The 23,831-nt window shown below is 33.7% G+C and carries 21 protein-coding genes; 11 read left to right on the plus strand and 10 right to left on the minus strand.

Going from position 1 to position 23,831, the window contains the following annotated elements; all coding sequences use genetic code 11:
• The first annotated feature begins 71 nt into the window (after positions 1-71).
• The 3 genes from BUA03_RS08190 (at position 72) to BUA03_RS08200 (ending at position 3,369) form a co-directional block, all read left to right on the plus strand.
• Entirely contained in the window at positions 72-1,361 is a 1,290-nt protein-coding gene (locus BUA03_RS08190; RefSeq protein WP_066081709.1) for a glycosyltransferase family 4 protein, read from the plus strand.
• 41 nt (positions 1,362-1,402) lie between these two features.
• A complete protein-coding gene (locus BUA03_RS08195; RefSeq protein WP_066081706.1) occupies positions 1,403-2,863 on the plus strand; it encodes a lipopolysaccharide biosynthesis protein in 1,461 nt (486 codons plus the stop codon).
• Between the two features lie 227 nt (positions 2,864-3,090).
• Positions 3,091-3,369 (plus strand): hypothetical protein, encoded by a 279-nt coding sequence (locus BUA03_RS08200; RefSeq protein WP_245792591.1) that lies wholly within the window; start codon positions 3,091-3,093, stop codon positions 3,367-3,369.
• 5 nt (positions 3,370-3,374) lie between these two features.
• Here the strand turns inward: BUA03_RS08200 and uvrA are convergent, their stop codons facing one another.
• Positions 3,375-6,158 (minus strand): excinuclease ABC subunit UvrA, encoded by a 2,784-nt coding sequence (uvrA, locus tag BUA03_RS08205; RefSeq protein ID WP_066081703.1) that lies wholly within the window; start codon positions 6,156-6,158, stop codon positions 3,375-3,377.
• Between the two features lie 236 nt (positions 6,159-6,394).
• Between uvrA and BUA03_RS08210 the strand changes: the two genes are divergently transcribed.
• From BUA03_RS08210 to BUA03_RS16675, 4 genes are all read left to right on the plus strand, one after another.
• On the plus strand, positions 6,395-6,883 hold the full coding sequence (locus tag BUA03_RS08210; protein ID WP_066081701.1) for a fibronectin type III-like domain-contianing protein: 489 nt from the start codon (positions 6,395-6,397) through the stop codon (positions 6,881-6,883).
• 6 nt (positions 6,884-6,889) lie between these two features.
• A complete protein-coding gene (locus BUA03_RS08215) occupies positions 6,890-7,645 on the plus strand; it encodes a glycoside hydrolase family 16 protein (RefSeq protein ID WP_066081699.1) in 756 nt (251 codons plus the stop codon).
• Positions 7,646-7,988: 343 nt separating this feature from the next.
• A complete protein-coding gene (locus tag BUA03_RS08220; protein ID WP_066081697.1) occupies positions 7,989-8,573 on the plus strand; it encodes an RNA polymerase sigma factor in 585 nt (194 codons plus the stop codon).
• A gap of 52 nt (positions 8,574-8,625) precedes the next feature.
• Complete coding sequence (locus BUA03_RS16675) at positions 8,626-8,769, plus strand: hypothetical protein (protein WP_165930086.1); 144 nt, start codon at positions 8,626-8,628, stop codon at positions 8,767-8,769.
• An 87-nt stretch (positions 8,770-8,856) separates the two neighbouring features.
• Here BUA03_RS16675 and BUA03_RS08225 read toward each other — a convergent pair whose 3' ends face one another.
• Entirely contained in the window at positions 8,857-9,522 is a 666-nt protein-coding gene (locus BUA03_RS08225; RefSeq protein WP_066081695.1) for an endonuclease III domain-containing protein, read from the minus strand.
• Between the two features lie 341 nt (positions 9,523-9,863).
• On the opposite strand from BUA03_RS08225, the gene bcp reads away from it, so the two are divergent.
• Positions 9,864-10,316: a thioredoxin-dependent thiol peroxidase gene (gene bcp / locus BUA03_RS08230; protein WP_066081693.1), complete on the plus strand. Its 453-nt coding sequence runs from the start codon at positions 9,864-9,866 to the stop codon at positions 10,314-10,316.
• Positions 10,317-11,058: 742 nt separating this feature from the next.
• On the opposite strand, the gene BUA03_RS08235 is transcribed toward bcp, so the two are convergent.
• A complete protein-coding gene (locus BUA03_RS08235) occupies positions 11,059-12,519 on the minus strand; it encodes a TonB-dependent receptor (RefSeq protein WP_066077674.1) in 1,461 nt (486 codons plus the stop codon).
• 94 nt (positions 12,520-12,613) lie between these two features.
• On the opposite strand from BUA03_RS08235, the gene BUA03_RS08240 reads away from it, so the two are divergent.
• Both BUA03_RS08240 and BUA03_RS08245 read left to right on the plus strand, forming a co-directional pair.
• Entirely contained in the window at positions 12,614-13,378 is a 765-nt protein-coding gene (locus tag BUA03_RS08240) for an MBL fold metallo-hydrolase (protein ID WP_066077675.1), read from the plus strand.
• Between the two features lie 11 nt (positions 13,379-13,389).
• On the plus strand, positions 13,390-13,896 hold the full coding sequence (locus BUA03_RS08245) for a hypothetical protein (RefSeq protein WP_066077677.1): 507 nt from the start codon (positions 13,390-13,392) through the stop codon (positions 13,894-13,896).
• Positions 13,897-14,044: 148 nt separating this feature from the next.
• On the opposite strand, the gene BUA03_RS08250 is transcribed toward BUA03_RS08245, so the two are convergent.
• From BUA03_RS08250 to BUA03_RS08265, 4 genes are all read right to left on the minus strand, one after another.
• Entirely contained in the window at positions 14,045-14,695 is a 651-nt protein-coding gene (locus tag BUA03_RS08250) for an alpha/beta hydrolase (RefSeq protein WP_066081690.1), read from the minus strand.
• Between the two features lie 75 nt (positions 14,696-14,770).
• The gene (locus BUA03_RS08255) at positions 14,771-15,109 is read right to left on the minus strand and encodes a hypothetical protein (protein ID WP_066081688.1); all 339 of its coding nucleotides are present in this window, start codon (positions 15,107-15,109) and stop codon (positions 14,771-14,773) included.
• Between the two features lie 4 nt (positions 15,110-15,113).
• The gene (locus BUA03_RS08260) at positions 15,114-16,367 is read right to left on the minus strand and encodes a dihydroorotase (RefSeq protein WP_066081686.1); all 1,254 of its coding nucleotides are present in this window, start codon (positions 16,365-16,367) and stop codon (positions 15,114-15,116) included.
• Between the two features lie 31 nt (positions 16,368-16,398).
• Entirely contained in the window at positions 16,399-18,327 is a 1,929-nt protein-coding gene (locus BUA03_RS08265; protein ID WP_066081684.1) for a vWA domain-containing protein, read from the minus strand.
• A 182-nt stretch (positions 18,328-18,509) separates the two neighbouring features.
• On the opposite strand from BUA03_RS08265, the gene BUA03_RS08270 reads away from it, so the two are divergent.
• Complete coding sequence (locus tag BUA03_RS08270) at positions 18,510-19,622, plus strand: lactonase family protein (RefSeq protein WP_066081682.1); 1,113 nt, start codon at positions 18,510-18,512, stop codon at positions 19,620-19,622.
• Positions 19,623-19,758: 136 nt separating this feature from the next.
• On the opposite strand, the gene BUA03_RS08275 is transcribed toward BUA03_RS08270, so the two are convergent.
• The 3 genes from BUA03_RS08275 to BUA03_RS08285 all read right to left on the minus strand — a co-directional run bounded on the left by BUA03_RS08275 (position 19,759) and on the right by BUA03_RS08285 (position 23,828).
• The gene (locus tag BUA03_RS08275; protein WP_066081679.1) at positions 19,759-21,111 is read right to left on the minus strand and encodes a DEAD/DEAH box helicase; all 1,353 of its coding nucleotides are present in this window, start codon (positions 21,109-21,111) and stop codon (positions 19,759-19,761) included.
• 99 nt (positions 21,112-21,210) lie between these two features.
• A complete protein-coding gene (locus BUA03_RS08280) occupies positions 21,211-21,582 on the minus strand; it encodes a response regulator transcription factor (RefSeq protein WP_066081677.1) in 372 nt (123 codons plus the stop codon).
• 11 nt (positions 21,583-21,593) lie between these two features.
• Positions 21,594-23,828 carry a DUF4838 domain-containing protein gene (locus BUA03_RS08285; RefSeq protein WP_139255634.1) on the minus strand — a complete coding sequence of 745 codons (2,235 nt, stop codon included), beginning with the start codon at positions 23,826-23,828 and terminating at the stop codon, positions 21,594-21,596.
• Positions 23,829-23,831 lie beyond the last annotated feature (3 nt).

A 23,831-nucleotide genomic window follows, 5' to 3' on the forward strand; every position in this document is an offset into this window, starting at 1 on the left:
ATTTGTAGAGATCTTAAATCACTAATTTCATTCAAAAATCAATCAATATCAATTGAATATTAAATCATAAATTGGAAAACAAAAAAATCTTAATCATAACTTATTATTGGCCGCCAGCTGGAGGTCCAGGCGTGCAACGATGGCTTAAGTTTGTAAAGTACTTGCCAGACTTTGGTGTCCAGCCAATTGTGTATATTCCAGAAAATCCTACGTATCCCATTGTTGATAAAAATTTGGTAAATGAAGTTTCAGAAAAAGCGATTATTCTGAAACAGAAGATTTTTGAACCGTATCAACTGGCATCTTTTCTTTCGAAGAATAAAACTAAAAAGATGAATTCTGGAATTATTCCCAACCAGAAAAAGCAATCTTTTTTAGATAAAACGTTTCTTTGGATTCGCGGGAATCTTTTTATTCCAGATGCGCGTGTTTTTTGGGTGAAATCCTCGGTTGCTTTTTTGGAACACTATATTGTCGCAAATAATATTGACACCATAATAACATCTGGACCGCCGCACAGTTTACATCTTATTGGATTAGAATTAAAACAAAAATTAGATCTAAAATGGTTTGCTGATTTTCGGGATCCTTGGACTACTATTGGCTATCACAAGTCCTTGCGTTTGTCGAATTATGCTGCTAGAAAACATAAAAAACTGGAGAGTCAGGTTTTAAATGCAGCCGATACTGTTATTGTCACTAGTAAAACCACTAAAACGGAATTTGAAGCGATTACGCGCCAGCCTATTGCAGTGATAACAAATGGATATGATACGGAAGAAGTTGAAAAACAGGTTTTGGACGCTAAGTTTACTATGGCGCATATCGGTTCCTTTCTTTCAGAAAGAAATCCTCTTATTTTATGGGAAAGTTTGGTTGAATTAATACAAGAACTTCCTGGTTTCAAAGCGCATTTAGAAATAAAATTGATAGGAGCAGTGAGTCAAGAAGTGTTAGAAACGATGCTGCATTTTGGATTGAATCCGTATTTGAATAATTTAGGATATCTTTCGCATGCAGAAGCAATTGCACACCAAAGGAAATCGCAAGTTTTATTGCTTATCGAAATTGATTCAGAAGACACAAAGAGTATTATTCCAGGAAAATTATTTGAATATATGGTTTCGAACAGACCTATAATTGCCATTGGCCCAAAGGATTCTGATTTTGCCGAAATCATCACCACCACTAACACCGGCGTCTTCCTTAAGTATTCCGAAAAAATGAAATTAAAAAGTGTAATTTTGGAATTTTATAATCAATTTTTAGAGGGGAAGTTACAATCAAATGGAGTGGGATTACAGCACTATTCGCGAAAGAACTTAACCAAACAATTGGTTTCGTTGCTTAACAAAATGTAAATTAGAAGTGAGGTTGATTATAACTTCACAAAAAGATAATAATGGGAATAGTACTAAATCAATCTTTAAAGAATACAATAATTACCTACTTGGGTTTTGGAATTGGGGCAATAAATACACTTTATTTATATCCAATATTTTTAGGTGCTACGTATTATGCTTTAACTAATTATATACTTTCTGTAGCTAATGTAATCATGCCTTTGTTTGCAATAGGAATGCAAAATACATTAGTTAAATTCTATTCTCAGTACAACACGGATGAAGAACGGTCTCAGTTTTTGTCGTTTACCGTTTTGTTTCCGTTACTGCTATCCATTCCATTAATTTTTATAGGATTTATTTTTTTTGATGATATTTTAATTTTTGTATCAAAGAAAAATCCCGTCGTTAAGGATTTTATTTGGCTTATTCCATTTATCGGACTCTGCATGGCCTATTTCGAAATTTTTTACGCTTGGGCCAGGGTGCACATGCATTCGGTTTTTGGTAATTTTATCAAAGAAGTAGGTTTGAGATTGTTTTCCTTAGTTGCCCTAATTGGGGTGTACTATAATTGGATTACTGTAGTAGATTTTGTCTACATAACCGCTGGAATTTATTTTTTGGCGCTGCTCATTACGATGGCTTACGCATTTTATATTAAAAGACCCAGTTTTCAAATTGCTGTTCCAAAAAATGCGAAAGGTTTATTGGAATATACTTTCTATATTATTTTATCAGGAAGTGTGGCTAATTTGCTTTTGGATGGTGACAAAATTATGCTGAACCAATATATGGTTATTGAAAATATTGCCTATTATTCGATAGCAACCTTTATTGCTTTAGTGATATCAGTTCCAAGCCGCGCAATGCACCAAATTGTATATCCAATTACCGCTAAACTGATGCACGATAATAAATTTAGCGAATTGAATGTGTTATATAAAAAGACATCAATCAATTTACAAGTAGTAGGTGGTTTTGTAATGTTAGGAATTTTTGTAAATATTAACCAGCTTTATGAAATTGTACCAAAAGAATACAGCGGTGGAATATTAGTTGTTTTTATGATTGGATTATCAAAATATTTTGATTTGATATTAGGAAATAACAATGCAATCATTTTTAATACAAAGTATTACCGTGCTGTTCTATTTTTAGGCGTTTTTCTAGTGGTTGTAGCGATTAGTTTGAATGCAATATTTATTCCTTTATACGGTATTATGGGATCAGCATTTGCTACTTTGGTGTCGATTACGTTGTACAGTATCGCTAAATTACTTTTTGTCGTCAAGAGATTGCATTTGTATCCATTTACAAAGCAAACCCTATATTCGCTCGGAATCACATTCGTATTATTCCTTTTATTCTATTTTTGGGAATTTCCCTTTAATCCAATAGTAGCTATAGGTTTAAAATCGGTTTTAGTTACCGTCACTTACATTTATATTAATTACAAATTTGTAATTTCAGTTGAAATCAATGAAGCTATTGATGTAGTTATAAAAAAACTAAAATAGCGGATTTGTAATTCTGCAATTAATATGGAATAAAACAAACGCTTCATTCTCCTCTATTTATAATTTAATTTTAGTTGCTGTTGTTTGATAATAATTGAAATATCACTAAAAGTGGGTATTGTAAGATTCTAAATTTGCTATTATTTTTGTCCTTGTTGTTTGCAGAAGCAACAATATACAAATGCGGATTAATTATCTTAAGTAACATGGAAACCAACAGCACTATCATGGAAGAGAATTTAATGAAATTTTCGTCGATTCTCGCCAGTAAAACTAGTAACGGATTTGTAGTTGTGGAACGAAATGACAAGTTGCCTTATGCCGTTTTATTAAAAAAGAAAAAAAAAGTAGACCATTTTTTTAATTTTGTAATTTTTTGTGCGACTCTTGGACTTTGGTCAATTGCTTGGATTTACATCACACAAGTTTCATCAAAAGCTAAAAAAATCCTAATAGCAATTGATGAAGACGGCAATCCTTTTGAAGAAAAATGTTATATGGGTTAATACTCTTATAATTTATCTTTCAAATAGTGTCCCGTAACAGATTTTTTTATTTTTGCTACCTGCTCTGGAGTTCCCACTGCCAATAATTTTCCACCATTTTCTCCACCTTCCGGGCCTAAATCAATAATCCAATCCGCACATTTTATCAGATCCAAGTTGTGTTCGATCACAATTATCGAATGTCCTTTTTCGATTAAGGCATCAAAGGAAGTTAATAGTTTTTTGATATCGTGAAAATGCAATCCTGTTGTAGGTTCGTCAAAAACGAAAAGTGCTTTGTCTTTTGTAGCTCCTTTTACCAAGAAGGAGGCCAGTTTGATCCGTTGCGCCTCGCCACCTGAAAGTGTAGAGGAGGATTGTCCTAATTGTACATATCCTAATCCAACATCTTGTAGAGGTTGCAATTTTTGAATGATTTTAGCCTGTTTATTTGCTGTAAAGAACGCAATTGCATCATCTACAGTCATGGTGAGAATATCATGGATGTTTTTGCCTTCAAAGGCTACTTCTAGAACTTCTTTTTTAAATCTTTTTCCGTTGCAGCTTTCACAAGGTAATTGTACATCGGCCATGAAGACCATTTCCACATTAATGGAACCTTCTCCTTTGCAGGTTTCGCATCTTCCACCATCAACATTAAAAGAAAAATGTTTGGCCTGATACCCTCTTATTTTTGATAATTTTTCTTTGGCGTATAATTCTCTAATGTCATCATACGCTTTAATATAAGTAACTGGATTAGAACGAGAACTTCGGCCTATGGGATTTTGATCGACATATTCAATGTGTTTTATTTGTGAAAATGATCCTGACATCTCACTAAATTGTCCCGCTTTTTCACCTACATTTTCCAGTTTTTTCTGCATGGCTGGGAACAATATTTTCTTGACAAGCGTACTTTTTCCGCTTCCTGAAACTCCTGTGATGACCGTCAAAACATCCAGTGGAAAGGTGACATCAATATTTTGAAGATTATTTTCTCTGGCACCTTTTATTTCGATGTAATTCTTAAATGGTCTTCGTTTCTTAGGAACTGAAATCTCTAAATCTCCGTTCAAATATTTCGCGGTAAGCGATGTTGATTTAAGGATTTCATCAAATGTTCCTTGTGCAACTAAATGGCCACCTAAAGTACCAGCTTCGGGACCAATATCGATGATCATATCCGCTGCCTTCATGATATCCTCATCATGTTCTACAACAATAACAGTGTTCCCTAAATCGCGAAGTGATAGCAATACTTTTATTAAACGTTCCGTGTCTTTTGGGTGCAAACCGATACTCGGTTCATCAAGAATATACATCGATCCTACTAAGCTGCTTCCTAACGAAGTCGCTAAATTGATGCGTTGTGATTCTCCACCTGAAAGCGTTGATGAATTTCTGTTTAACGTAAGATAATCCAAACCAACTTCAGTTAAAAAAGCCAGTCGATTGTTGATCTCAAGTAATAAACGTTTTGCGATTTGCTTTTCGTAAACATCTAAATCAATGCTATCAAAGAAACGAACCAAATGCTTAATAGGTAAATCAACTAAATCAGAGACTGTCTTAGAATTAATTTTCACATAGGATGCCTCGATTCGCAGGCGTTTTCCTTTGCAGGAATAACATTTGGTTTTCCCGCGATACCGAGACAGCATTACACGATTTTGTATTTTATAATTTTTCTCTTCTAATTCTTTGAAAAAAGTATTCAGACCTTGAAAATATTCATTTCCGTTCCATATCAATTCTTTTTGTCCTTCAGATAATTGAAAGAACGGTTTGTGAATGGGGAAATCAAACTTGTATGCCTTGTTAACTAATTCATCTCTATAATAACTCATACTTTCTCCACGCCAAGGGAAAATAGCGTTTTCAAAAACAGATAAAGTAGTATTGGGGACCACTAATTCAGCATCAATTCCTATAATATTACCGTATCCTTCACACACTGGACAAGCCCCATAAGGATTATTGAAACTAAACAAATGAACGTTCGGTTCCAAGAACGTAATGCCGTCTAATTCAAAATTATTAGAATAAGAAAATCTTTCATCCGAGCCTATCGCTTGAAGGTAACAAATTCCTTTTCCTTCAAAAAAAGCCGTTTGCACTGCGTCAGCTAATCGATTGTAGAACTCTTCTTCCTCTTTGACTACAATTCGGTCGATAATTAGAAATAAATCTTTTTTACTGAGTGAATCTGGTAAATCGTCCAAACGAACCATTTCATTATTAACTAAAATTCGAGCAAAACCTTGTTGCAAAAGAACTTTTAATTTGTCTTCCAGTTTTCTTCCTTCTTCCAAATGAATGGGAGCGAGGAGGAGCCATTTACTTTCTAAATCAAAAGTTTTCACATCAGTAACCACATCAGTTACTGTATTTTTTTTGACTTCTCGCCCGGAAACTGGTGAATACGTTCGTCCTATTCTGGCAAATAATAATTTTATATAATCGTAGATTTCTGTTGAAGTACCTACAGTCGATCTGGCATTAGTTGTGTTTACCTTTTGCTCGATAGCAATTGCAGGGGCGATACCCTTGATGTATTCTACTTTTGGTTTGTCTAATCTTCCAAGAAATTGTCGGGCGTAAGAAGACAAACTTTCTACATAACGTCTTTGTCCTTCGGCGTACAGCGTATCAAATGCCAAACTTGATTTTCCAGAACCCGAAAGTCCCGTAATAACCACTAATTTATTTCGGGGAATGGCCACATCTACATTCTTTAGGTTATGTACTTGTGCTCCTTTTATGATGATATTTTTCTTTGGATCTAATTTTGAAAGGTCAACTTGCATAAAAATGATAATTTTTACAAAAGTAATCAATTTTGAACGGACTAAAAGAATTGAACAACTCACAAATAATGATTAAAAAAGAGGCAGCAATAAACTTTTTCTCTGTTGTATCGTTTTATGTTATCTATCCAATAAATAAATACTATTTTTAATTTTATCTTTGGAATAATTAACATCGCCATAACATTGAAAACAAAACTACACATTTTTATTTTTTTAATGTCCTTTACCGCTTTTTGTCAAGAATTGCCACCAATTGTAAAAATACCGGAAGACCAGTCATGAATGAGCCTGAAAGTGTATTTTGGTCTCATTATATTGATGAAAAGAATACGCCTTTATATCCCTTTGGTCATGGACTTAGCTACTCTAAATTTGATTATTCTGATTTGCAAGTATCATCTAGTTCTTTTGCTAAAAACGGTAAAATCGAAGTTTCTGTAAACCTGAAAAATTCTGGAAAAGTTGCGGGAAAAGAGGTCGTTCAATTGTACATTAGGGATTTGATAGGAAGTGTCACGCGTCCCGTTAAAGAGTTAAAAGGTTTTGAAATGATTGAATTACAGCCCAACGAAACTAAGAAAGTGGTGTTTACAATCGATGAAAAAACAATTGAGTATTTCACGGCCAATAGAAAATGGGAAGCAGAAGCGGGTGACTTTAAAGTATTTATCGGCGGAAGTTCCGTTACAAAATTGGAAACCGATTTTAATTATTCTAATTAAACTGAAATGAAAAAAATAGTAATACTAGTACTTGTGATCAATTTTTCTTATGCTCAGCAAACCAAACGAAAACTGGTTTGGGAGGAAAATTTTGAAGGAAAAGAATTAAACGAAAAGAATTGGAATTTTGAACTTGGCGCTGGTTGTCCTAACTGTGGTTGGGGAAATAACGAGCGACAATTGTACACCAATCAAAACCACAAGCTTGCTAAAAATCAGTTAGTAATTACTGCCAAAATAGAAGGAGAGAAATACACTTCGACACGAATCACTACCAAAGGTAAAAAAGAGTTTAAATATGGCCGTTTCGAAGCGAGAGCAAAGTTGCCTGTTGGTCAGGGAGTTTGGCCTGCTTTCTGGATGTTGGGTTCCAATATTAGTGAAGTGGGATGGCCTAAATGTGGCGAAATCGATATTTTAGAATATATTGGAAAAGAACCCAATATGGTCTTTACTTCTTTACATACGCAAGATAGCCACGGAAATACTATAAATACTAAAAAAACAAGATTTGATTCAATCGAGGAAGGTTTTCATATCTATGCGATGGAATGGACCAAAGACAAGATTGATTTTTTTGTTGATGATTCTTTAGTCTACACGTTTGAGCCTGAAAATAAAACAGAAGCAGTGTGGCCTTTCAATCAGCCGTTTTATATTATTGTGAATATGGCAATAGGAGGTAATTTTGGAGGTCCTGAAGTGGACGATACAATTCTTCCGCAAGATTTTACCGTGGATTATATTAAAGTCTATCAATAACTCTTAAAAATCATCTAAAAGAATTGCAACTAAATTAGGTTTGATTGTAATCAGTTAACAATCAAGCTTTATTTTGGTTCTTTCATTTTTAAGAATTCCTTGACATAAAATTTACTGTATTAATTAAAGGCATACTATTTGTACTGTTAATGTGAAAAAAAGAAGAAAAATTTTAACAAATTTTATTTCTGATATGTTAATTTTTATTAATTTTACTTGCATGTTAAAATAATAATTGGTTAAATTTGAAAACTTAACAACCTAAACACTCTTTAGCCTATACTAGAAAACTACTTTTTAGAGATAAATCTCCAATTTAAATTAACAACTAAAAAGTATTATTATGGTTAATATACAACTTCCAGACGCGTCATTAGTTAAGGAATATGTCGCAGGTAATGAGGATGCCTTAGCTAAACTAATAAAAAGGCACGAATCAAAAATCTACGGATTTATTTATTCTAAAATCCCAGACAGAGATATAACCAATGATATTTTTCAAGATACCTTTATCAAAGTGATTAAGACTTTGAAATCAAACTCTTATAATGAAGAAGGTAAATTCTTACCGTGGGTAATGCGTATTTCTCATAATCTGGTAGTTGATCATTATCGAAAAACAAAAAAAATGCCTATGTTCAGAGAAACAGAGGAATTTTCTATTTTTTCAATCATGTCCGATGATTCGTTGACTATAGAAAATAAAATTATAGCGGATCAGGTCCAAATGGATTTACAAAAATTAATAGAAGAACTTCCACCGGATCAAAAAGAAGTGTTGATCATGCGGATGTATCAAGATATGAGTTTTAAGGAAATATCCGAATCTACTGGAGTGAGCATAAATACCGCCTTAGGAAGAATGCGGTACGCTTTGATGAATTTGAGAAAAGTAATTGATAAACATCAAATTGTTTTAACCAATTAACAATATCTTGAAAGTTGCTGCGTTGTAATAGAAAACAAATAGGTATTACTTTATGGCAAAAACTTACTCAAAAAAATCATTAGTTTCCCAAACGATGAAACCAAGTAAAGAAACAATTTCTTTTTTATTAGGCTATTCCAAAGCATTAAGCATAATAAAAATAGACAATAAAAGTTTCGAAATTATATCGAATTAGGACTCACCTAATTGAAAAATAAATCATTTTTCAATTGTAAACAACTTAAAAATCCCACCGTATTCTAAATGGAACCCGTGGGATTTTTTATTTTTTGCTACTTTGCTTTTTGAGATAAGTATCAAGTACGGTTTTGCGACCAATGGTTTTGGTAATAATATCTTTGTCCATGTCCCAGCCACGAGCTGGAGAATATTCCCTTCCGTACCAAATAATCTGTAGGTGTAAATCATTCCAAATTTCTTCAGGAAAAATACGTTTCGCATCTTTCTCCGTTTGCACTACGTTTTTACCATTGGTCAAATTCCAGCGGTACATTAATCTATGAATGTGAGTATCAACAGGAAATGCAGGAACTCCAAACGCCTGAGACATTACCACACTCGCTGTTTTATGTCCCACAGCCGGCAGTTCTTCTAAAAACCCAAAACTTTGAGGCACTTCTCCACCATGTTTGTCAATTAATATGTGAGATAATCCATGAATTCCTTTTGATTTCATTGGTGATAAACCACAAGGCCGAATGATTGCTTTAATTTCCTCCACTGACATTTTAATCATGTCGTATGGATTATCTGCCTTGGCAAAAAGTAAAGGCGTAACTTGATTTACCCGCACATCCGTGCACTGTGCCGATAGCAAAACGGCAATTAATAAGGTGTAAGGATCTTTGTGATCCAGCGGAATAGGGATCGTTGGATATAATTCTTTTAACGTATTTATAACAAAAGTTACACGTTCTTGCTTATTCATTTTTGTATTTTTATCCGTGTAAAAATAGTGTAATTTTTAGTATGTGCCTAATCCAGCTGTACATTGCAAGTCCTCCTTCAAAAAACTTTTTTTCTAAGGTCATAAAGGAGCTTCCTGCCGGTCGCTCTTTAGAACCAAGAAAAAATAGTTTTTTGCAGTCCGGGCTTTTCACTACCATCTGGGGCAGTAAATAGTGTATAGCGGTAAAATGCGATACATTTGAGAGTAGTGCTTTTCATGAAAATTAATAAAAACATCAGTAGTAAAAATAGCAGCCACCGTATCGTTTAAAAAAGCACTAGCAACGTTGCGAACTTTACGGATAACAAACAAACAAAATTATGACAACATTAAAAAAAGGCGATAAAGCCCCTGATTTCTCTGCCTTAGATCAGGACGGACAAGCACATCAATTAGCCGATTACGCTGGAAAAAAACTCGTAGTTTTCTTTTACCCGAAAGCAAGTACACCTGGATGTACCGCAGAAGCTTGTGATTTACGAGATAATTTTGAGCGTTTCCAAGCTAATAATTATGCAGTGTTGGGCGTAAGCGCTGATTCAGCCAAAGCACAGGCCAAGTTTAAGGACAAGTACGAATTCCCTTTTCCTTTATTAGCCGATGAAGATAAAACAGTTATTCAAGCTTTTGGAGTTTGGGGTCCCAAAAAATTCATGGGCAAAGAATACGATGGCATTCACAGAACTACTTTCGTAATAGATGAAAACGGAATTATTGATGAGGTTATCGAAAAAGTAAAAACCAAAGAACACGCTGCACAAATATTGAAATAGATTGTTACTTTAAAACCTAAAAAAGCCTCGTTTAAAAAAGTTTTAAACGAGGCTTTTTTAGGTTTTTAGTGTGGCGTAAATCCAAGGAATTTTTACCGCAATTTGATATAATTATCTAGCTTATGCATATCTATCATCCATAGGTTATCATCATTCAACTGGAATAGTTTTAAAATATATTTTATATAGTAGTGCTGATCAGTAAACAATCGAATTGCGAAGTATCCCATTGCACAGCAGATTCAAAATTTTCTAAATTCGAATTCCTTGGTTTTCAATTGTTCTTTTTTTAAGTCCATTAGTTATAAAAAGTATTTAAACTTTAGGAGTTTGTAATAAATAACAACCAACGTATTTAATCTATTTAACAAAGGTGCAACAGTTGTAAATGAAAGCCATGTGAAGTCATTTTCCAATCAAGTTTTACTATCAGTGTAGTAATCGCACCTGATAATTTTATAGGTAAATATGGAAGTGTTTTGAACCCAATGCGCACGAGACTATTTTTTAAAATTGAGCTGATGATAAAACTGCTATAAATTTCCTCTTTTTGAATTATTTAAAAAAAGTAAAATGATTCTGTTGAGAGTACTCTTTTTGGAGTGAAAATAATTTTTAACAATTTGGTTTTTACCTATTTTAAGTTTGTTTTGATCGTGTTGTTCACAAAATCTAAGTATAAAAAAATCCTTGACTGTTTTTTACAATCAAGGATTTTATATTCAAATTTTTAACTACTCTTTTAATTACTTTCTTTCAAAACTTTATTAGGATCATAGCCAAAGAGTTGGTGTTCTTTTATTATTTCGGCAATACCAGAAGGAAGCATGGTTTCCCAGCCCATTTTCCCCTGATTTATCATGTTTAAAACTTCACGGGAGAACACTTCTAAAATAGAAGGATCATAATCATTAATATCAACTACTTTCCCATTGAACTTAAAGAATTTATACAGTTCTTTCATTCTAGGATGTACCTTCAAGTTTTCTGATGTAATTATTTCACCGTTTTCACCAATCATTGGATACAAGAACACCTTCATATCGCGATAAAATAATTTACCAAAAGCTTCTAGTATTCCACCACTTAGATGACGGTAATATTTCTCGTCAAAAATATCCACTAAATTATTCACGCCCATGGCTAATCCCATTCTGGCCTTGGTATAATTAGCAAAATATTCTACTACTTTATAGTATTCTTGAAAGTTCGAAATCATCACTGTTTGTCCAAGTGAACAGAGTAACTCCGCTCGATCCATAAAATCTCTTTCATCGATTTCTCCATCGGAACGCAGATTTGATAGTGTAATTTCAAAAATTACAAGTGTATTTTCTTTATTTACCTTGTTTTCATTCAGAAACATTTTCAATGATTTCTCATACATATCCATGTTGACCTTTGTCACTGGGCGAAAACTTCCTCTGAAAGCAAGAATATTTTTTTTGTACAAGATGGCTGCTGGAAGAATGTTCTTACCGTCAGGATTAAACATTACCGCATCAGTCATTCCATTTTTAACAAGTTGCAGACTCATCAAACGATTATCAACATCGGCAAAACGAGGGCCTGAGAAGTTGATTGTATCTATTTCTAATTGATCTTTGTCTAAATGATCATACAAATAGCGCAATAAGCGTTTTGGATCGTTGTACTTGTAATACGCTCCATAAATTAAGTTTACTCCAAGAATTCCAAGCGTTTCTTGTTGTAAACGAACATCCGTCTCTTTAAAGCGAATGTGAAGTATAATTTCGTTATAATCCTCGTCAGGCTCAATTTGATAACTAATACCTACCCAACCATGTCCTTTAAATTGTTTGGCAAAGTCGATTGTGGCAACGGTATTGGCATAACTAAAAAACATTTTATTAGGATGTTTTTCTCGGCTCAAACGTTTTTCTATTAAATTGACCTCATGAGAAAGCATTTTTTTGAGTCGGCTTTCAGTAACATATCGGCCGTCTTCCTCAATGCCATAAACGGCATCACTAAAGTCTTTGTCATAAGCTGACATCGCTTTTGCAATTGTTCCAGAAGATCCACCAGATCTAAAAAAATGTCTTACAGTTTCCTGTCCAGCTCCAATCTCTGCAAAAGTACCGTAGATATTTTCATTCAAATTGATACGGAGTGCTTTATCTTTTACTGAAGGGATTTGTTCGATGATGCGATCACCTTTTAATTTTATTTCTGTATCCATTTTCTTTTAATATGGCTAATATTTTGCAAAGTTAATGAAATAGGTTTCTAATGAAAGATAATTAACCCTATTTTTGTAAATAAAATCAAGAAAGTTGAAGGTATATTTTTTAGGAACTGGTACGTCACAAGGGATTCCTGTTATTGGGAGCAATCATCCTGTATGTAAAAGCACTGATAGTAAAGACAAAAGACTCCGTGTTTCTGTTTGGATTTCGTGGGGTAATTATTCTTATGTAATCGATTGCGGACCTGATTTTAGACAACAAATGCTTTCTTCACATTGCCAGAAGGTTGATGGGATTTTATTCACCCATGAACATTCAGATCACACGGCAGGAATTGATGATATACGGCCTTTTAACTTTAAACAAGGGGAAATACCAATTTATGCGCATCAAAGAGTCATTGATAATCTAAAAAGACGCTTTGAGTATGTTTTTGAAACCGTGAATAAGTATCCTGGAGCACCGTCGATAGAAACCATTGAAGTGATCAACAATAAGCCCTTCTCCATTGGAAACAAAACAGCAATTCCCGTGAATGTAATGCATGGAAACCTTCAAGTTTTTGGTTACAGAATAGACGATTTTGCCTATTTAACAGATGTCAAAACGATTGAAGAGAGCGAAATTTTGAAGCTTAAAAATTTAAAAGTATTGGTTATAAATGCTTTACGCGAGGAACCACACGATATGCATTTCAATTTGAAAGAAGCATTAGATTTTATAACTTTGGTACAGCCAGAAAAGGCTTATCTCACGCATATTAGTCATATTATGGGATTTCATGAAGAGGTGCAAAAAAATCTTCCAAAAAATGTTTTCCTAGCGTATGATAATTTAGAAATTACACTATAATACAAGTCCAAATGAAAAAATCATTATTTCTCTATTTATCTATTCTTGCCGTACTTTTTGCTGTGTTTACTTATTCTTTCTTGGGTAGCGAGGTCAAATTTGAACAAGAAAGGTACAAAAAAACGACTACTAAGTTACGGGACAGTATTAATTTACTAACCACTAAATTGGCAGATGCTAACTATTTTTCTTTGGAAAAAAATGAAAATGCTCAAAATTATTTTGATTCGGGAAGCTCAGAAAAGGTGATTCAATACGAGAAATTAATTCCTGCTGTTACTGAAAAATTATTGGATTTAAACGCTAATCCAAAAGGAAATCCTTTTACAGGACAAGATCAAATAGGTGCGAATAAATTTATCATCAATAAAGTAAAAGTGTTGAATCACAGATGGATTATCGCAGATTTTAGTGATGGGGATATTTGGGGGGAAGTTTTATTGAAATACTTTGTCAATGATGATGAAAGTTTTTCTTTTGAAGTAAATCAGTCTTTGTTATATCAGAAACAAAACTAGCCATTAGATTAAACGAGAAGAAATCCTTTACGTCAGGCTCTTCAGGATGCGATTTTCTGCTTTCTGAGGTTTTGTACCAGGTTTTACTTGGCTATTTTAATTTTCAATCACAGGTAGGTCACTTAGTGAAACTGCGATTGAAAATTATTTATGTATGATCGACAAGCCAATTTTTGAAATCATAAAAATTTTGCGGAGCCACTCCATGGCCTATTGGATACTCCTTGTACGTTATGTCAATTCCTAAATTCTCTAATATTGCGGGTGTTTTCCTGGCCCAAGCTACAGGGATAACTTGGTCTGAAGTACCGTGTGAAGCAAATATTTTTAAATTGTTAAAAGTGTTTTTAAGGTAATCATCGCTAACGATTTCTAAATTCAAATAGCCACTCATAGCCACTACTTTTTGGACCTTTTCTGGATAGGAGAGCGCCACAGCATAACTTAAAATCGATCCTTGACTAAAGCCAATTAAAGTTACTTTTTCAGGATCAATTGGATAGGTTTGAATCAATTCATCAATAAATCCGGCAATTAAATCTCTGGAAACTTTAGCTTGATCGTGGTCGGAAAACTTGTTTTGGTCTGCATCAAAATTGATTGCGTACCAAGCGTAGCTGCCGTATTGCATGTCGTACGGTGCGCGGGCTGAAATAACATAATATTCATCAGGAAGCTCAGCTGCAAATGAAAATAAATCAGCTTCGTTGCTGCCGTATCCATGAAGTAAAAGCAAAAGTGGATTTTTATCTAATTTTACTTTGGGTTCACGTATTTTATATTCTAAAGATAAATTCATTTTTATTTATTGTTTTAGGAGTCCTTATCAAAGTTTGAAAATAGTGATGAGGGTAAAGCTCTTTGAAATTAAAATTTAGGATATGTTGGATAACCATTTTTGAAAATAAGCGCCCAATAAGGGAATAGGTTTTGTTTCGCCTTTTATGGCGCTGGTAATGCCATAAGACCATAAAACCAGTACAAAAATCCACATGGGTGCCGAAATCAGTAAACTATCAAAATTACTGATGATGAGTCCTAAGGATATAAATGTTAAGGTCAGTCCGAGTCCTTGTCTAATGTGGAAGGACGCAAATGCATTTTTATCTTCTGAATTCATGGACATGGCTATAAAAACACCAATTCCTAAAATATAACTTGTTATAGCAGCAGTTTTTCCTGATTCAGTTGAATTATTATTATTATTATTCATTTTTCTATACTAAAATTAATTTTGCTTGATTTACAATCCCATATACTTTTCCTTTTACTTCTGTTCCTAAAAATGCAGAATTTTTAGATTTAGAAAGAATTGCTTTTTTTGTAAAAATACTTTTTGGTTCTGGATTAAATAAGGTCATATTTGCTTTTGAACCTTCCTCTATAATTGGCATTTCAATGCCAAATGTTGTTTTTCCGGTGGTCAATTTATCAATTATAATTTCTAATGGCAAGACGGTCATTAAAGCACCAAATGCACTTTCTAGTCCTAATGTTCCATTTTTGGCTCCATCAAATTCCATTTTTTTATGCTCAATGTCCATTGGATTATGATCGGAGGTAATCATGTCAATCGTTCCATCTTTTATCGCTTCCAGTAATGCTTTTCTATCCGTTTCCGTTCGAAGTGGCGGTGAAACTTTGTATCTGGTGTCAAAACCTTCTAATTTTTCATCTGTCAAGACTAAATGATGCACGGCGACGCTACACGTTACCTGTAGACCATTGGCTTTTGCTTCTTTGATTAATTGAACGGATTTTTTAGTGGAAATTGTAGGTATATGTAATTTCCCACCAGTGTATTCTAAGAGGAATAAATTTCTTGCGATTTGTAATTCTTCGGCAAGGTTGGGAATTCCTTTTAATCCTAATCGAGTAGAAACAATACCTTCATTTGCCACTCCATTTCCTTTTATATTTTCGTCTTGGGAAAAAGCCACGATTAATCCATCAAAATCCTGAACGTATTGTAATGCAATTTTTAGTAAATTAGCATTGTCGAGACTTTTATTATAATCTCCAAAAGCGATGGCACCTGATTTTTTCATATCGTATAATTCGGCCATGTCTTTTCCAGCACTTTCTTTGCTTAAAGCGCCAATGGGATAGAGCTGCGTTGCAAATCCTAATGCTTTATTTAATACAAAATTTACTTGAGACTGATTGTCAATAATGGGGAAGGAGTTGGGTTGTAAAGCTATTGCTGTAAAACCACTTTTAGCTGCCACGGTAAGTCCATTTGCTATCGTTTCTCGGTCCTCAAAACCCGGTTCTCCCAGGCAAACACTAGAGTCAAACCAACCTTGGGAGACATGTAAATTATCAAGTTTTATCTCTTCGGCATTGTCAGAATTTGAAAGGGCGGTTCCTATTTTCGTTATTAAACCATCAACAATTAAAATATCTACAGTCTTATTGTGAAAAGGACTTTTAGAATCGATAATTTTGGCGCTTCTGATGATAAATTTCATAGGTTTATTTTAATTATTTGAACTTCGTTAACTATTTTACGAATCTTATAATTGCCATTTCTGTAATGAGAAATAACAGTGCAAAGATAACAAACCATTTCCAGATTTGATTATCTGTTCGATCAGATTGTAGTGTATCAAAAAACGATTGTATGGATTCTGTTGTTTTAAAGTCTGAAAAAATGCTTTGATTGGCTGTAGCCAAATCACTTTCGGTTCTACCATAATTAAAACTTATGTTTTCAATCCATTCTTTTTTACGGAGGATTTTAAAATTTCCCGCCTGTTCCGGGAAATCATTGAAAGTCATTTTGACTTTGTTAGTCAGGATTTGTTGCAGCGGAATAAATTCTTCGTCGGAACCTTGTACCGTCAAAATAGCGTCTTTATCCAAGGATACTTCAGTCCAATGGGGGGTATTATTCCCTATATTCAAAGCATCAATACCATTGTTTTGATTGTACATTGCCATTTTATAAAAAGTAGGGACAATAAGCGGGGATTGTTGAAAATTTGAGTTTTCAAGAGAAATCGGAGCTGCAAAGACGGCTACTTTACCGATTGGGTTGTTGGTTGAAGTCAAAAAAATGCTTTGGTCTTCATAGGATAAAACAGCTGGATTTGAACTCGTTAAAGAAAACGATTTTTTTGTTTTTGGGTATTGAAAATTAACTACTTTTTTCTCAAAAACACTATTGTAAATGGGATGATTAAAGTTGATTTTTGTAATTTGTTTTTCGGTATTCTCTACGGAATTAAATTTCAGGTTCCCAAAATTGGATACAAAAGTATTCAAATTTGAGAGGGAGCCTAATGCCGAAGGAATCAGAATTAAATTCCCGCCTTTTTCTACAAAAGATTTTAAAGTGGTTGTTAAAGCTTGCGGGATTTCATCTAATTCATTCAATACAATAGCATCTTGATCCTCTATCTTGTTATAATCCAGGGCACTTAAAGTATAGGTATTGAAATTGAATTCTTCAGCAGTATAAATTCGAGAAAGGAAATTGTTTTTTGCCGGTTCACCTATGCTGATAACGTTTGTTTTTTTTATTTTTGAAATACTAAAATAATACGTATTGTCATAAGTCAAGCCGTTGTCAATAATCGAAACATAGCCATGAAAAGCTTGTTTTGGAATGGTGAAATTAATATGTTTTTTGGATGTGTCTAATGGTACCGTCGTTTTTGCAACAAGCGTATTGTTGTTGTATAACGAAACTGGAATGGGATCGAAATCTGCGCCATATCCACTTAGTTGAATACTAATCTCATAAAAATCATCAAGTGTTTTAGCGATGAAAACGCTGTCAATGGAAACGTTATTTTTTTGTTCTGCCTTTGGGATTATAAAAATAGGGACCTCTTTTAACGCTACATTTTTCAATTGTTCTTGATCAAGTCCAATTCCGTCAGTAATGATTATAATATCCTTTTTATAAGGGCTTTTATGGGCTTTTAATTTTGCTATTATATTGTCCAATTGAAAAGTAGAGGCGCTGTGTTTTAGATTTTGTAAAGTAGCTCGAATCGATTTAATATCCGTATTCCAATAATTTTCTGAATTGGTAAGCAAAGAGAAATTTATGTTTTCAGGGGTTTCTTCCAGCAATTCTTGGACCGCTCGTTTTAGTAGCTCCCCCTTTTTTCCTTTGGCTTGCATGCTAAAAGAATTATCCAGAATAATATACAATTCATTATTGGCATTTTTATTGTCTTTGGATGGAAAAAAAGGTTGTGCAAAAGCATTGATAATACAAAAAAGCAATAATAAACGGCACGTTAGAAGCAACCATTTCTTAATTTTAGAGCTTTTTCTAGTTTGAATAGAAAGTGCTTTTAAGAAGCGAACATTGGTAAAATTTTCTTTTTTGAAACGACGTAATTGAAACAAATGAACCACTATTGGTACGATCAACGCGAACAGAAAGTATAGAATTTCGGGATGTTTAAAATGCATTCTGTGATTAAGTTTACTTCACTAGATTTTTTTTTCAACGATGTTCATTGAATTTTCTGAGTCAAAAATACAAATTTGTAGACAGTTTTTAGTGAAGTTGTTATAATTTTTCTGAGCAAGAAACAAATGACATTCATTATGAATATAATATGTATTTTAGCTTTTAAATAAAATTTACAAACATGAAAAATCCGTTTGCGATAGTTCTTTTATTTTTTATTTTTTCGAATGTTCAAGCACAAAAAAATAAATTGAATTTACTGATAGGAACCTATACCCAAAGTTGTGACAGTAAAGGAATTTATGTGTATGAATTTGATTCAACAACCGGTGATTTCAGTTTTAAAAATGCTACTGAAAACGTGATAAATCCAAGTTATTTATCGGTTTCAAAAGATAATAATTTTGTGTATTCCGTAAATGAATTTGGAGCTGAAAGTACAGTAAGTTCGTTTAGTTACAATCCAGCAAGCGGAAAATTAGAATTAATCAACAAGCAAAGTTCAAAGGGAGCTGATCCTTGTTACATTATCAATGATGACAAAAATGTGATCCTTGCTAATTATTCTGGAGGGACTATTTCCGTTTTTGGTAAAAATAATGATGGTAGTCTTGCAGAAGCAAAGCAAGTAGTTTCCCATTACGGAAAAGGAATTAACGCACAAAGGGAAGAGAGTGCGCATGCACACATGGTCCATTTTTCTCCAGATTATAAATTTGTGCTTGCTACTGATTTGGGTACTGACAAAGTGTATTCTTATGCCTATAATCCTAATGCTGAACAAACTGTTCTTGAACTGAAAGATAGTGTTTCAGTACAATCCGGCAGTGGTCCAAGACACTTAACCTTCAGCAAAGATGGAAAATTCGTTTATTTATTGCGCGAATTAGATGGAGCTTTAACGATTTTTAGTTACGCAAACGGACACCTAAAAAAGATTGATGAAACGACCATTTTAGCACAAAACTTCAAAGGAGAATTCAGCGCGGCAGATATTCATATTTCGCCTGATGGGAAGTTTTTATATGCTTCTAATCGTGGTGAAGCCAATAACATTACAATTTTTAAAATTCTAAAAAGCGGAAAATTACTATTGAAAGGCCAAACCAGCACTCTAGGAAAAGGACCAAGAAATTTTGCAATTGATCCAACTGGGAATTTTCTTTTGGTAGCACATCAATATACAAATGATATCGTAATTTTTAAAAGAAATAAAACTACAGGAGTTCTTATAGATAGTGGAAAAAAGATTGCTTTGTGTTCTCCGGTTTGCTTGGTTTTTACAAAGAATTAAAAACGTATCAATTCAAGAAAAAAGGGATGAAAAATGATTTCCATTTTTCATCCCTTTTCTAATATGTATTCTTGTTTTTATTTTGTATCCCCGATAGTCAGAAAGAAATCAGGATTAAGAAACGTAACACTGATATCTATTTATTCTTGTCTTTTCTCTTTTTATCTCTTGTTTTTAGCATGTTTCTATTTACAGAACCATGTGTTTTTTTCTTAGTTACCCCAGGTCCACCTAAGTTGACTTTCTTATTCTTTTTACTTTTCTCCTGAAAAGCACCATCTCCGTCTAGTTTCTGTTTTTTCATCATAAACTTAATCGGCTGTCTGTCTTTTTCAGGTTCGATTAATTTTGAGGAAATTTCAACTGTTTCTGGAAAGGATTCGATGGCTAATTCCATATTCATCAACACTTCAATTTCTACTTTATATTCCTCTTCACGAGGGGCAATCATGCTTACTGCGGTTCCTTTGGCATCGGCACGACCTGTTCTACCTATTCGGTGCATATACAATTCAGGTAATTCGGGCATTTCGAAGTTAACAACATGGGTAATATTCGAAATATCCAGACCTCTTGCCATAATGTCCGTCGTAATTAGACCTCGTAAGTTTCCTTCTTGGAACGAAGCCATCGTGCTCAAACGATAATTTTGAGATTTATTTGAGTGGATTACTCCAAATTGACCCTCAAAATCTTCCTCGATGCGTTCATGAACCATATCTGAAATCTTCTTATTATTCACAAATACCAAAACACGACTCATGTCTTCGTTGTTTTGCAGCAGGTGTTTTAGAAGATTTATTTTGGTATTAAAATTGGGAACCTGATAGGCTGTTTGCTTGATGTTCTCTAATGGTGTTCCCGAGGCAGAAAGTGTCACTTCTTGAGGATAATCAAAATAGTCATTCAAAATAGCATCTACTTCATCCGTCATCGTTGCCGAGAAAAGAATGTTTTGACGTTTTTTAGGCATCATAGCCAAAATTGATGTAAGCTGAGTACGGAAACCTAAATTTAGCATTTCGTCAAACTCGTCAATTACTAGCTTTTGCATTTCTTCAAAACGAATCACATTATCCAATGTTAAATCCATGATTCTTCCTGGAGTACCTACAAGAATGTCGCAGCCTTTGTAAACGGCTGTCTTTTGGGTATTGATATTAACACCTCCAAAAATTCCAATTGTTCGCACCGACATGTATTTTGTCAATTTCTCTACTTCTTCCACGACTTGAACTACGAGCTCCCGTGTAGGAACCAGAATCACTATTTTGGGAGTATGTCCCGGAGTAAATTTGTATAACTTTAGCAATGGCAATAGGTAAGCAAATGTTTTACCCGTACCCGTTTGAGCGATTCCCATCATATCTCTTCCTGACATAATCACAGAAAAAGTTTTTTCCTGAATAGGAGTAGGTGTTGTGAATCCTAGATCGTCTATCGCTTTTTGTACGGATTTAGGAAGATTGAATTGCTCAAAAGTAGTCATTTGCTTAAATTTTTTGCAAAGATAGTCTTTTTGAAAGTAATGCGGAAAACCAAGTGGATTCAAACCATTTTTGATTCTATTTTCAACTTTTTTAGGAAGCTAATTATTTAATAATCGCTTTACTCGCAACACTAACTCATTTGGATTAAACGGTTTTGCAATAAAATCATCAGCACCTAGTTTAAATGCTTCACTAACAGAATTTTTTTCTTCGCCTAAACTGGATAACGCAATTATAGCTTTTTTATCAAAATGACTTCTGACAAAACGGATTACCTCCAAGCCAGATTTATAAGGCAATAGCAAATCAGTGATCACCATGTCTGGATTTATGGCATGCAATTGCTCAATAGCGCTCAGTCCGTCTTTTAAGATGGTCAGCTGATACCCTTCCTTACTTAAAATGAACAGAAGTATTTTGATCATTAGTTCATCATCTTCAATGATCAGTATTTTTTTGTCGCTATTCATCTTGAGATATTTCATTTGTTATAAAGCTCAATTTCGTCAATCATTACCATTGGTTTTTTATTTTTTCGCTTTCGCCAAACAGGTAAATCATCTTGGTTGTGTATGACTAATTTAATTTTGTCAAAAGAATGGAAGCTTGTATCTGTTAGCTCTATTTCGCTAGTTTTTACTTCATAAGTTTCTACTAAATTTACGATTTTTTTTTCAGTTATCAGATTCCATTTTTTGTTTTTGTATCCAAATAGGGTGATTTTTTTTGGAAGAAAAATCCAATTCCGTTGGTTATCCAAAAAGTGAAGCTGAATGCGATTAAAATCTAATCTGTTGGTTATCAATTCTATTTCAGGATTGTTTCCATACCATCCAGTCCAATTGATATTGTAGTCCGTATGCCCTTTAATTCCATCTACTAGTGAGGAGCTTCCTTTTGCAGAATATTCAATTGCTGGCGGTGTTATAAAATTAACTTCTAGTTTTTCTCCAAGGTGTGTGGCTGTATTTTTAGTAATTTCCAGCCAGTTTTCATAATATTTATTGGGCGATAATCCCTCCTCGCTCAGTTCATAAATTCCCAATGCGTTGCAGGCTTCTGCAAATTGGAGTACTCTTTCAGTAAGTCCTGCTTTAACTTCTTTTTTTCCTTCAGTGGTGATCACGAACATTCCGTGTTTATCAGTGCCATAAAACTTAGACTGTTCAAAAAACACATATTCTAGCGTGAGTCTTAATTTATTTATTCTGGAGTGTAGAACAGGATCTTCACGTACTGACATCGCCGCTTCATTCAGTAATTGGTCATATTGGTCGATCGCTTTTGGTGATAAAAATGTATTTCTGTTTTGAATTGGACCAGAGTAAATGTCTAAAGGGCGATTTGAATTTTCTTGATTTTTAGTTAGCAAATTGAGATATTCTTTGACCGCAGAGGAGGCATTACCATAGAATCCTCTTAAGAAATCATCTGTAGTGTCTTCCAAATCTATTTCGGTGTTCCACAATAATTTAGCTAAAAGATACTGTCTCAATTCCGAAAAATCTCCGGGAACATCTGCATAACCTTGGACAAATAGTCCTTTCACATTATTTTGTTTGAAAAGTTTATAGTTATCCGAAAAAGTATGAATGTTTGGAAATGGAGATAAGTAGTTTGAAAACTGAACCGTATAATCCCATAGGTACAAATTAGAAGTAGTTTTTCCCCACGTGTGCAATATGTTGATAAAAGGTTTGTTCTCAAGATCGGCTGCTATTGATTTTCCTCTATTCAATTCAATTGGACAAAATAAGGTATGAATATTAGGTCGAATTTTTAAATTTATTGGGGCTTTATAAGTATGTTGGTATGCCAGAGTGGCTATTTTTGTTTTAGGAAAATGTTTGGCAATTTTGTTGAGAAAAAAGTATAGAGAACCTTGTGGTCCGCCGTGTTTTTCATTTAATGATTTGCATTGTTCGCACTCACAGTAAACGGCATCGTCATTTTGACTTACCGATATAAATGATGCATTGGGATTTTCAGCACTAATTTGAGAAATTTTTTTTATGACCTTTTCAACTACAAGTTCACTGGTCATACAAAGCGATTCTGGTCTTCGCTTTCCTTCGTAAAAGGCAAAAAATTCAGGATTTGTTTTAAAAAATTCTTTTGCAGGTAACAAGGTCTGAAATGAATGTCCCCAGATACTAAAATCATTTAGATGCCAGTCTAATTTATGCCAATCCCTGAAATCTTCATCAAAGGCATCTGGATAAAATAGGACTCGGTATTCAAAAGAAGGATGGTGTGTTTTATCTGTATTTTTCGGAAAAACAACTTTTTTTAATTTTGGGAAATATAGGTCTTGTGCAGTGAATTTTCTAAATCCCCAATTTTCAAGTAAAGTATAAATGGCATAACGAAGAAGTTTTTCGTTGGGTGCAATCAAATAAATATCCTTTTCATCACTTTTGATGCGGAAACTATTTTGGTCTTTTTTATTTTTTAACTTTGAAATAACAAGGTAAATGGAGGAGGCCATTTTTTTAGGTTCATCATTTGTTTGTACTAAAAATGGATTTGTAAAACTTTTATCTAAGTAAGTTTTTAAAATTTCCGCAGCAGGTTTGGCAATTTCGTCGTGAATGATAATCGTATTTTCATTCCCTGTTTCATTCTCAATTATGATATTAGATTGAGCCATAGCTTGCGAGTTAAAAAGAACTATAAAAAATAGCGTATAAATTAAGTTCAGACGTATGATAAACATATT

This window comes from Flavobacterium fryxellicola, from assembly GCF_900143245.1.
In the GTDB taxonomy this organism is placed as follows: Bacteria; Bacteroidota; Bacteroidia; order Flavobacteriales; family Flavobacteriaceae; genus Flavobacterium; species Flavobacterium fryxellicola.

Coding starts and splice junctions, on each gene's coding strand:
- BUA03_RS08270 (WP_066081682.1), top strand. CDS start 18,510: ATGAAAAATCCGTTTGCGATAGTTCTTTTATTTTTTATTTTTTCGAAT.
- BUA03_RS08215 (WP_066081699.1), top strand. CDS start 6,890: ATGAAAAAAATAGTAATACTAGTACTTGTGATCAATTTTTCTTATGCT.
- bcp (WP_066081693.1), top strand. CDS start 9,864: ATGACAACATTAAAAAAAGGCGATAAAGCCCCTGATTTCTCTGCCTTA.
- BUA03_RS16675 (WP_165930086.1), top strand. CDS start 8,626: ATGGCAAAAACTTACTCAAAAAAATCATTAGTTTCCCAAACGATGAAA.
- BUA03_RS08250 (WP_066081690.1), bottom strand. CDS start 14,695: ATGAATTTATCTTTAGAATATAAAATACGTGAACCCAAAGTAAAATTA.
- BUA03_RS08275 (WP_066081679.1), bottom strand. CDS start 21,111: ATGACTACTTTTGAGCAATTCAATCTTCCTAAATCCGTACAAAAAGCG.
- BUA03_RS08235 (WP_066077674.1), bottom strand. CDS start 12,519: ATGGATACAGAAATAAAATTAAAAGGTGATCGCATCATCGAACAAATC.
- BUA03_RS08195 (WP_066081706.1), top strand. CDS start 1,403: ATGGGAATAGTACTAAATCAATCTTTAAAGAATACAATAATTACCTAC.
- BUA03_RS08220 (WP_066081697.1), top strand. CDS start 7,989: ATGGTTAATATACAACTTCCAGACGCGTCATTAGTTAAGGAATATGTC.
- BUA03_RS08200 (WP_245792591.1), top strand. CDS start 3,091: ATGGAAGAGAATTTAATGAAATTTTCGTCGATTCTCGCCAGTAAAACT.
- BUA03_RS08260 (WP_066081686.1), bottom strand. CDS start 16,367: ATGAAATTTATCATCAGAAGCGCCAAAATTATCGATTCTAAAAGTCCT.
- BUA03_RS08255 (WP_066081688.1), bottom strand. CDS start 15,109: ATGAATAATAATAATAATAATTCAACTGAATCAGGAAAAACTGCTGCT.
- BUA03_RS08225 (WP_066081695.1), bottom strand. CDS start 9,522: ATGAATAAGCAAGAACGTGTAACTTTTGTTATAAATACGTTAAAAGAA.
- BUA03_RS08245 (WP_066077677.1), top strand. CDS start 13,390: ATGAAAAAATCATTATTTCTCTATTTATCTATTCTTGCCGTACTTTTT.
- BUA03_RS08285 (WP_139255634.1), bottom strand. CDS start 23,828: ATGTTTATCATACGTCTGAACTTAATTTATACGCTATTTTTTATAGTT.
- BUA03_RS08265 (WP_066081684.1), bottom strand. CDS start 18,327: ATGCATTTTAAACATCCCGAAATTCTATACTTTCTGTTCGCGTTGATC.
- uvrA (WP_066081703.1), bottom strand. CDS start 6,158: ATGCAAGTTGACCTTTCAAAATTAGATCCAAAGAAAAATATCATCATA.
- BUA03_RS08280 (WP_066081677.1), bottom strand. CDS start 21,582: ATGAATAGCGACAAAAAAATACTGATCATTGAAGATGATGAACTAATG.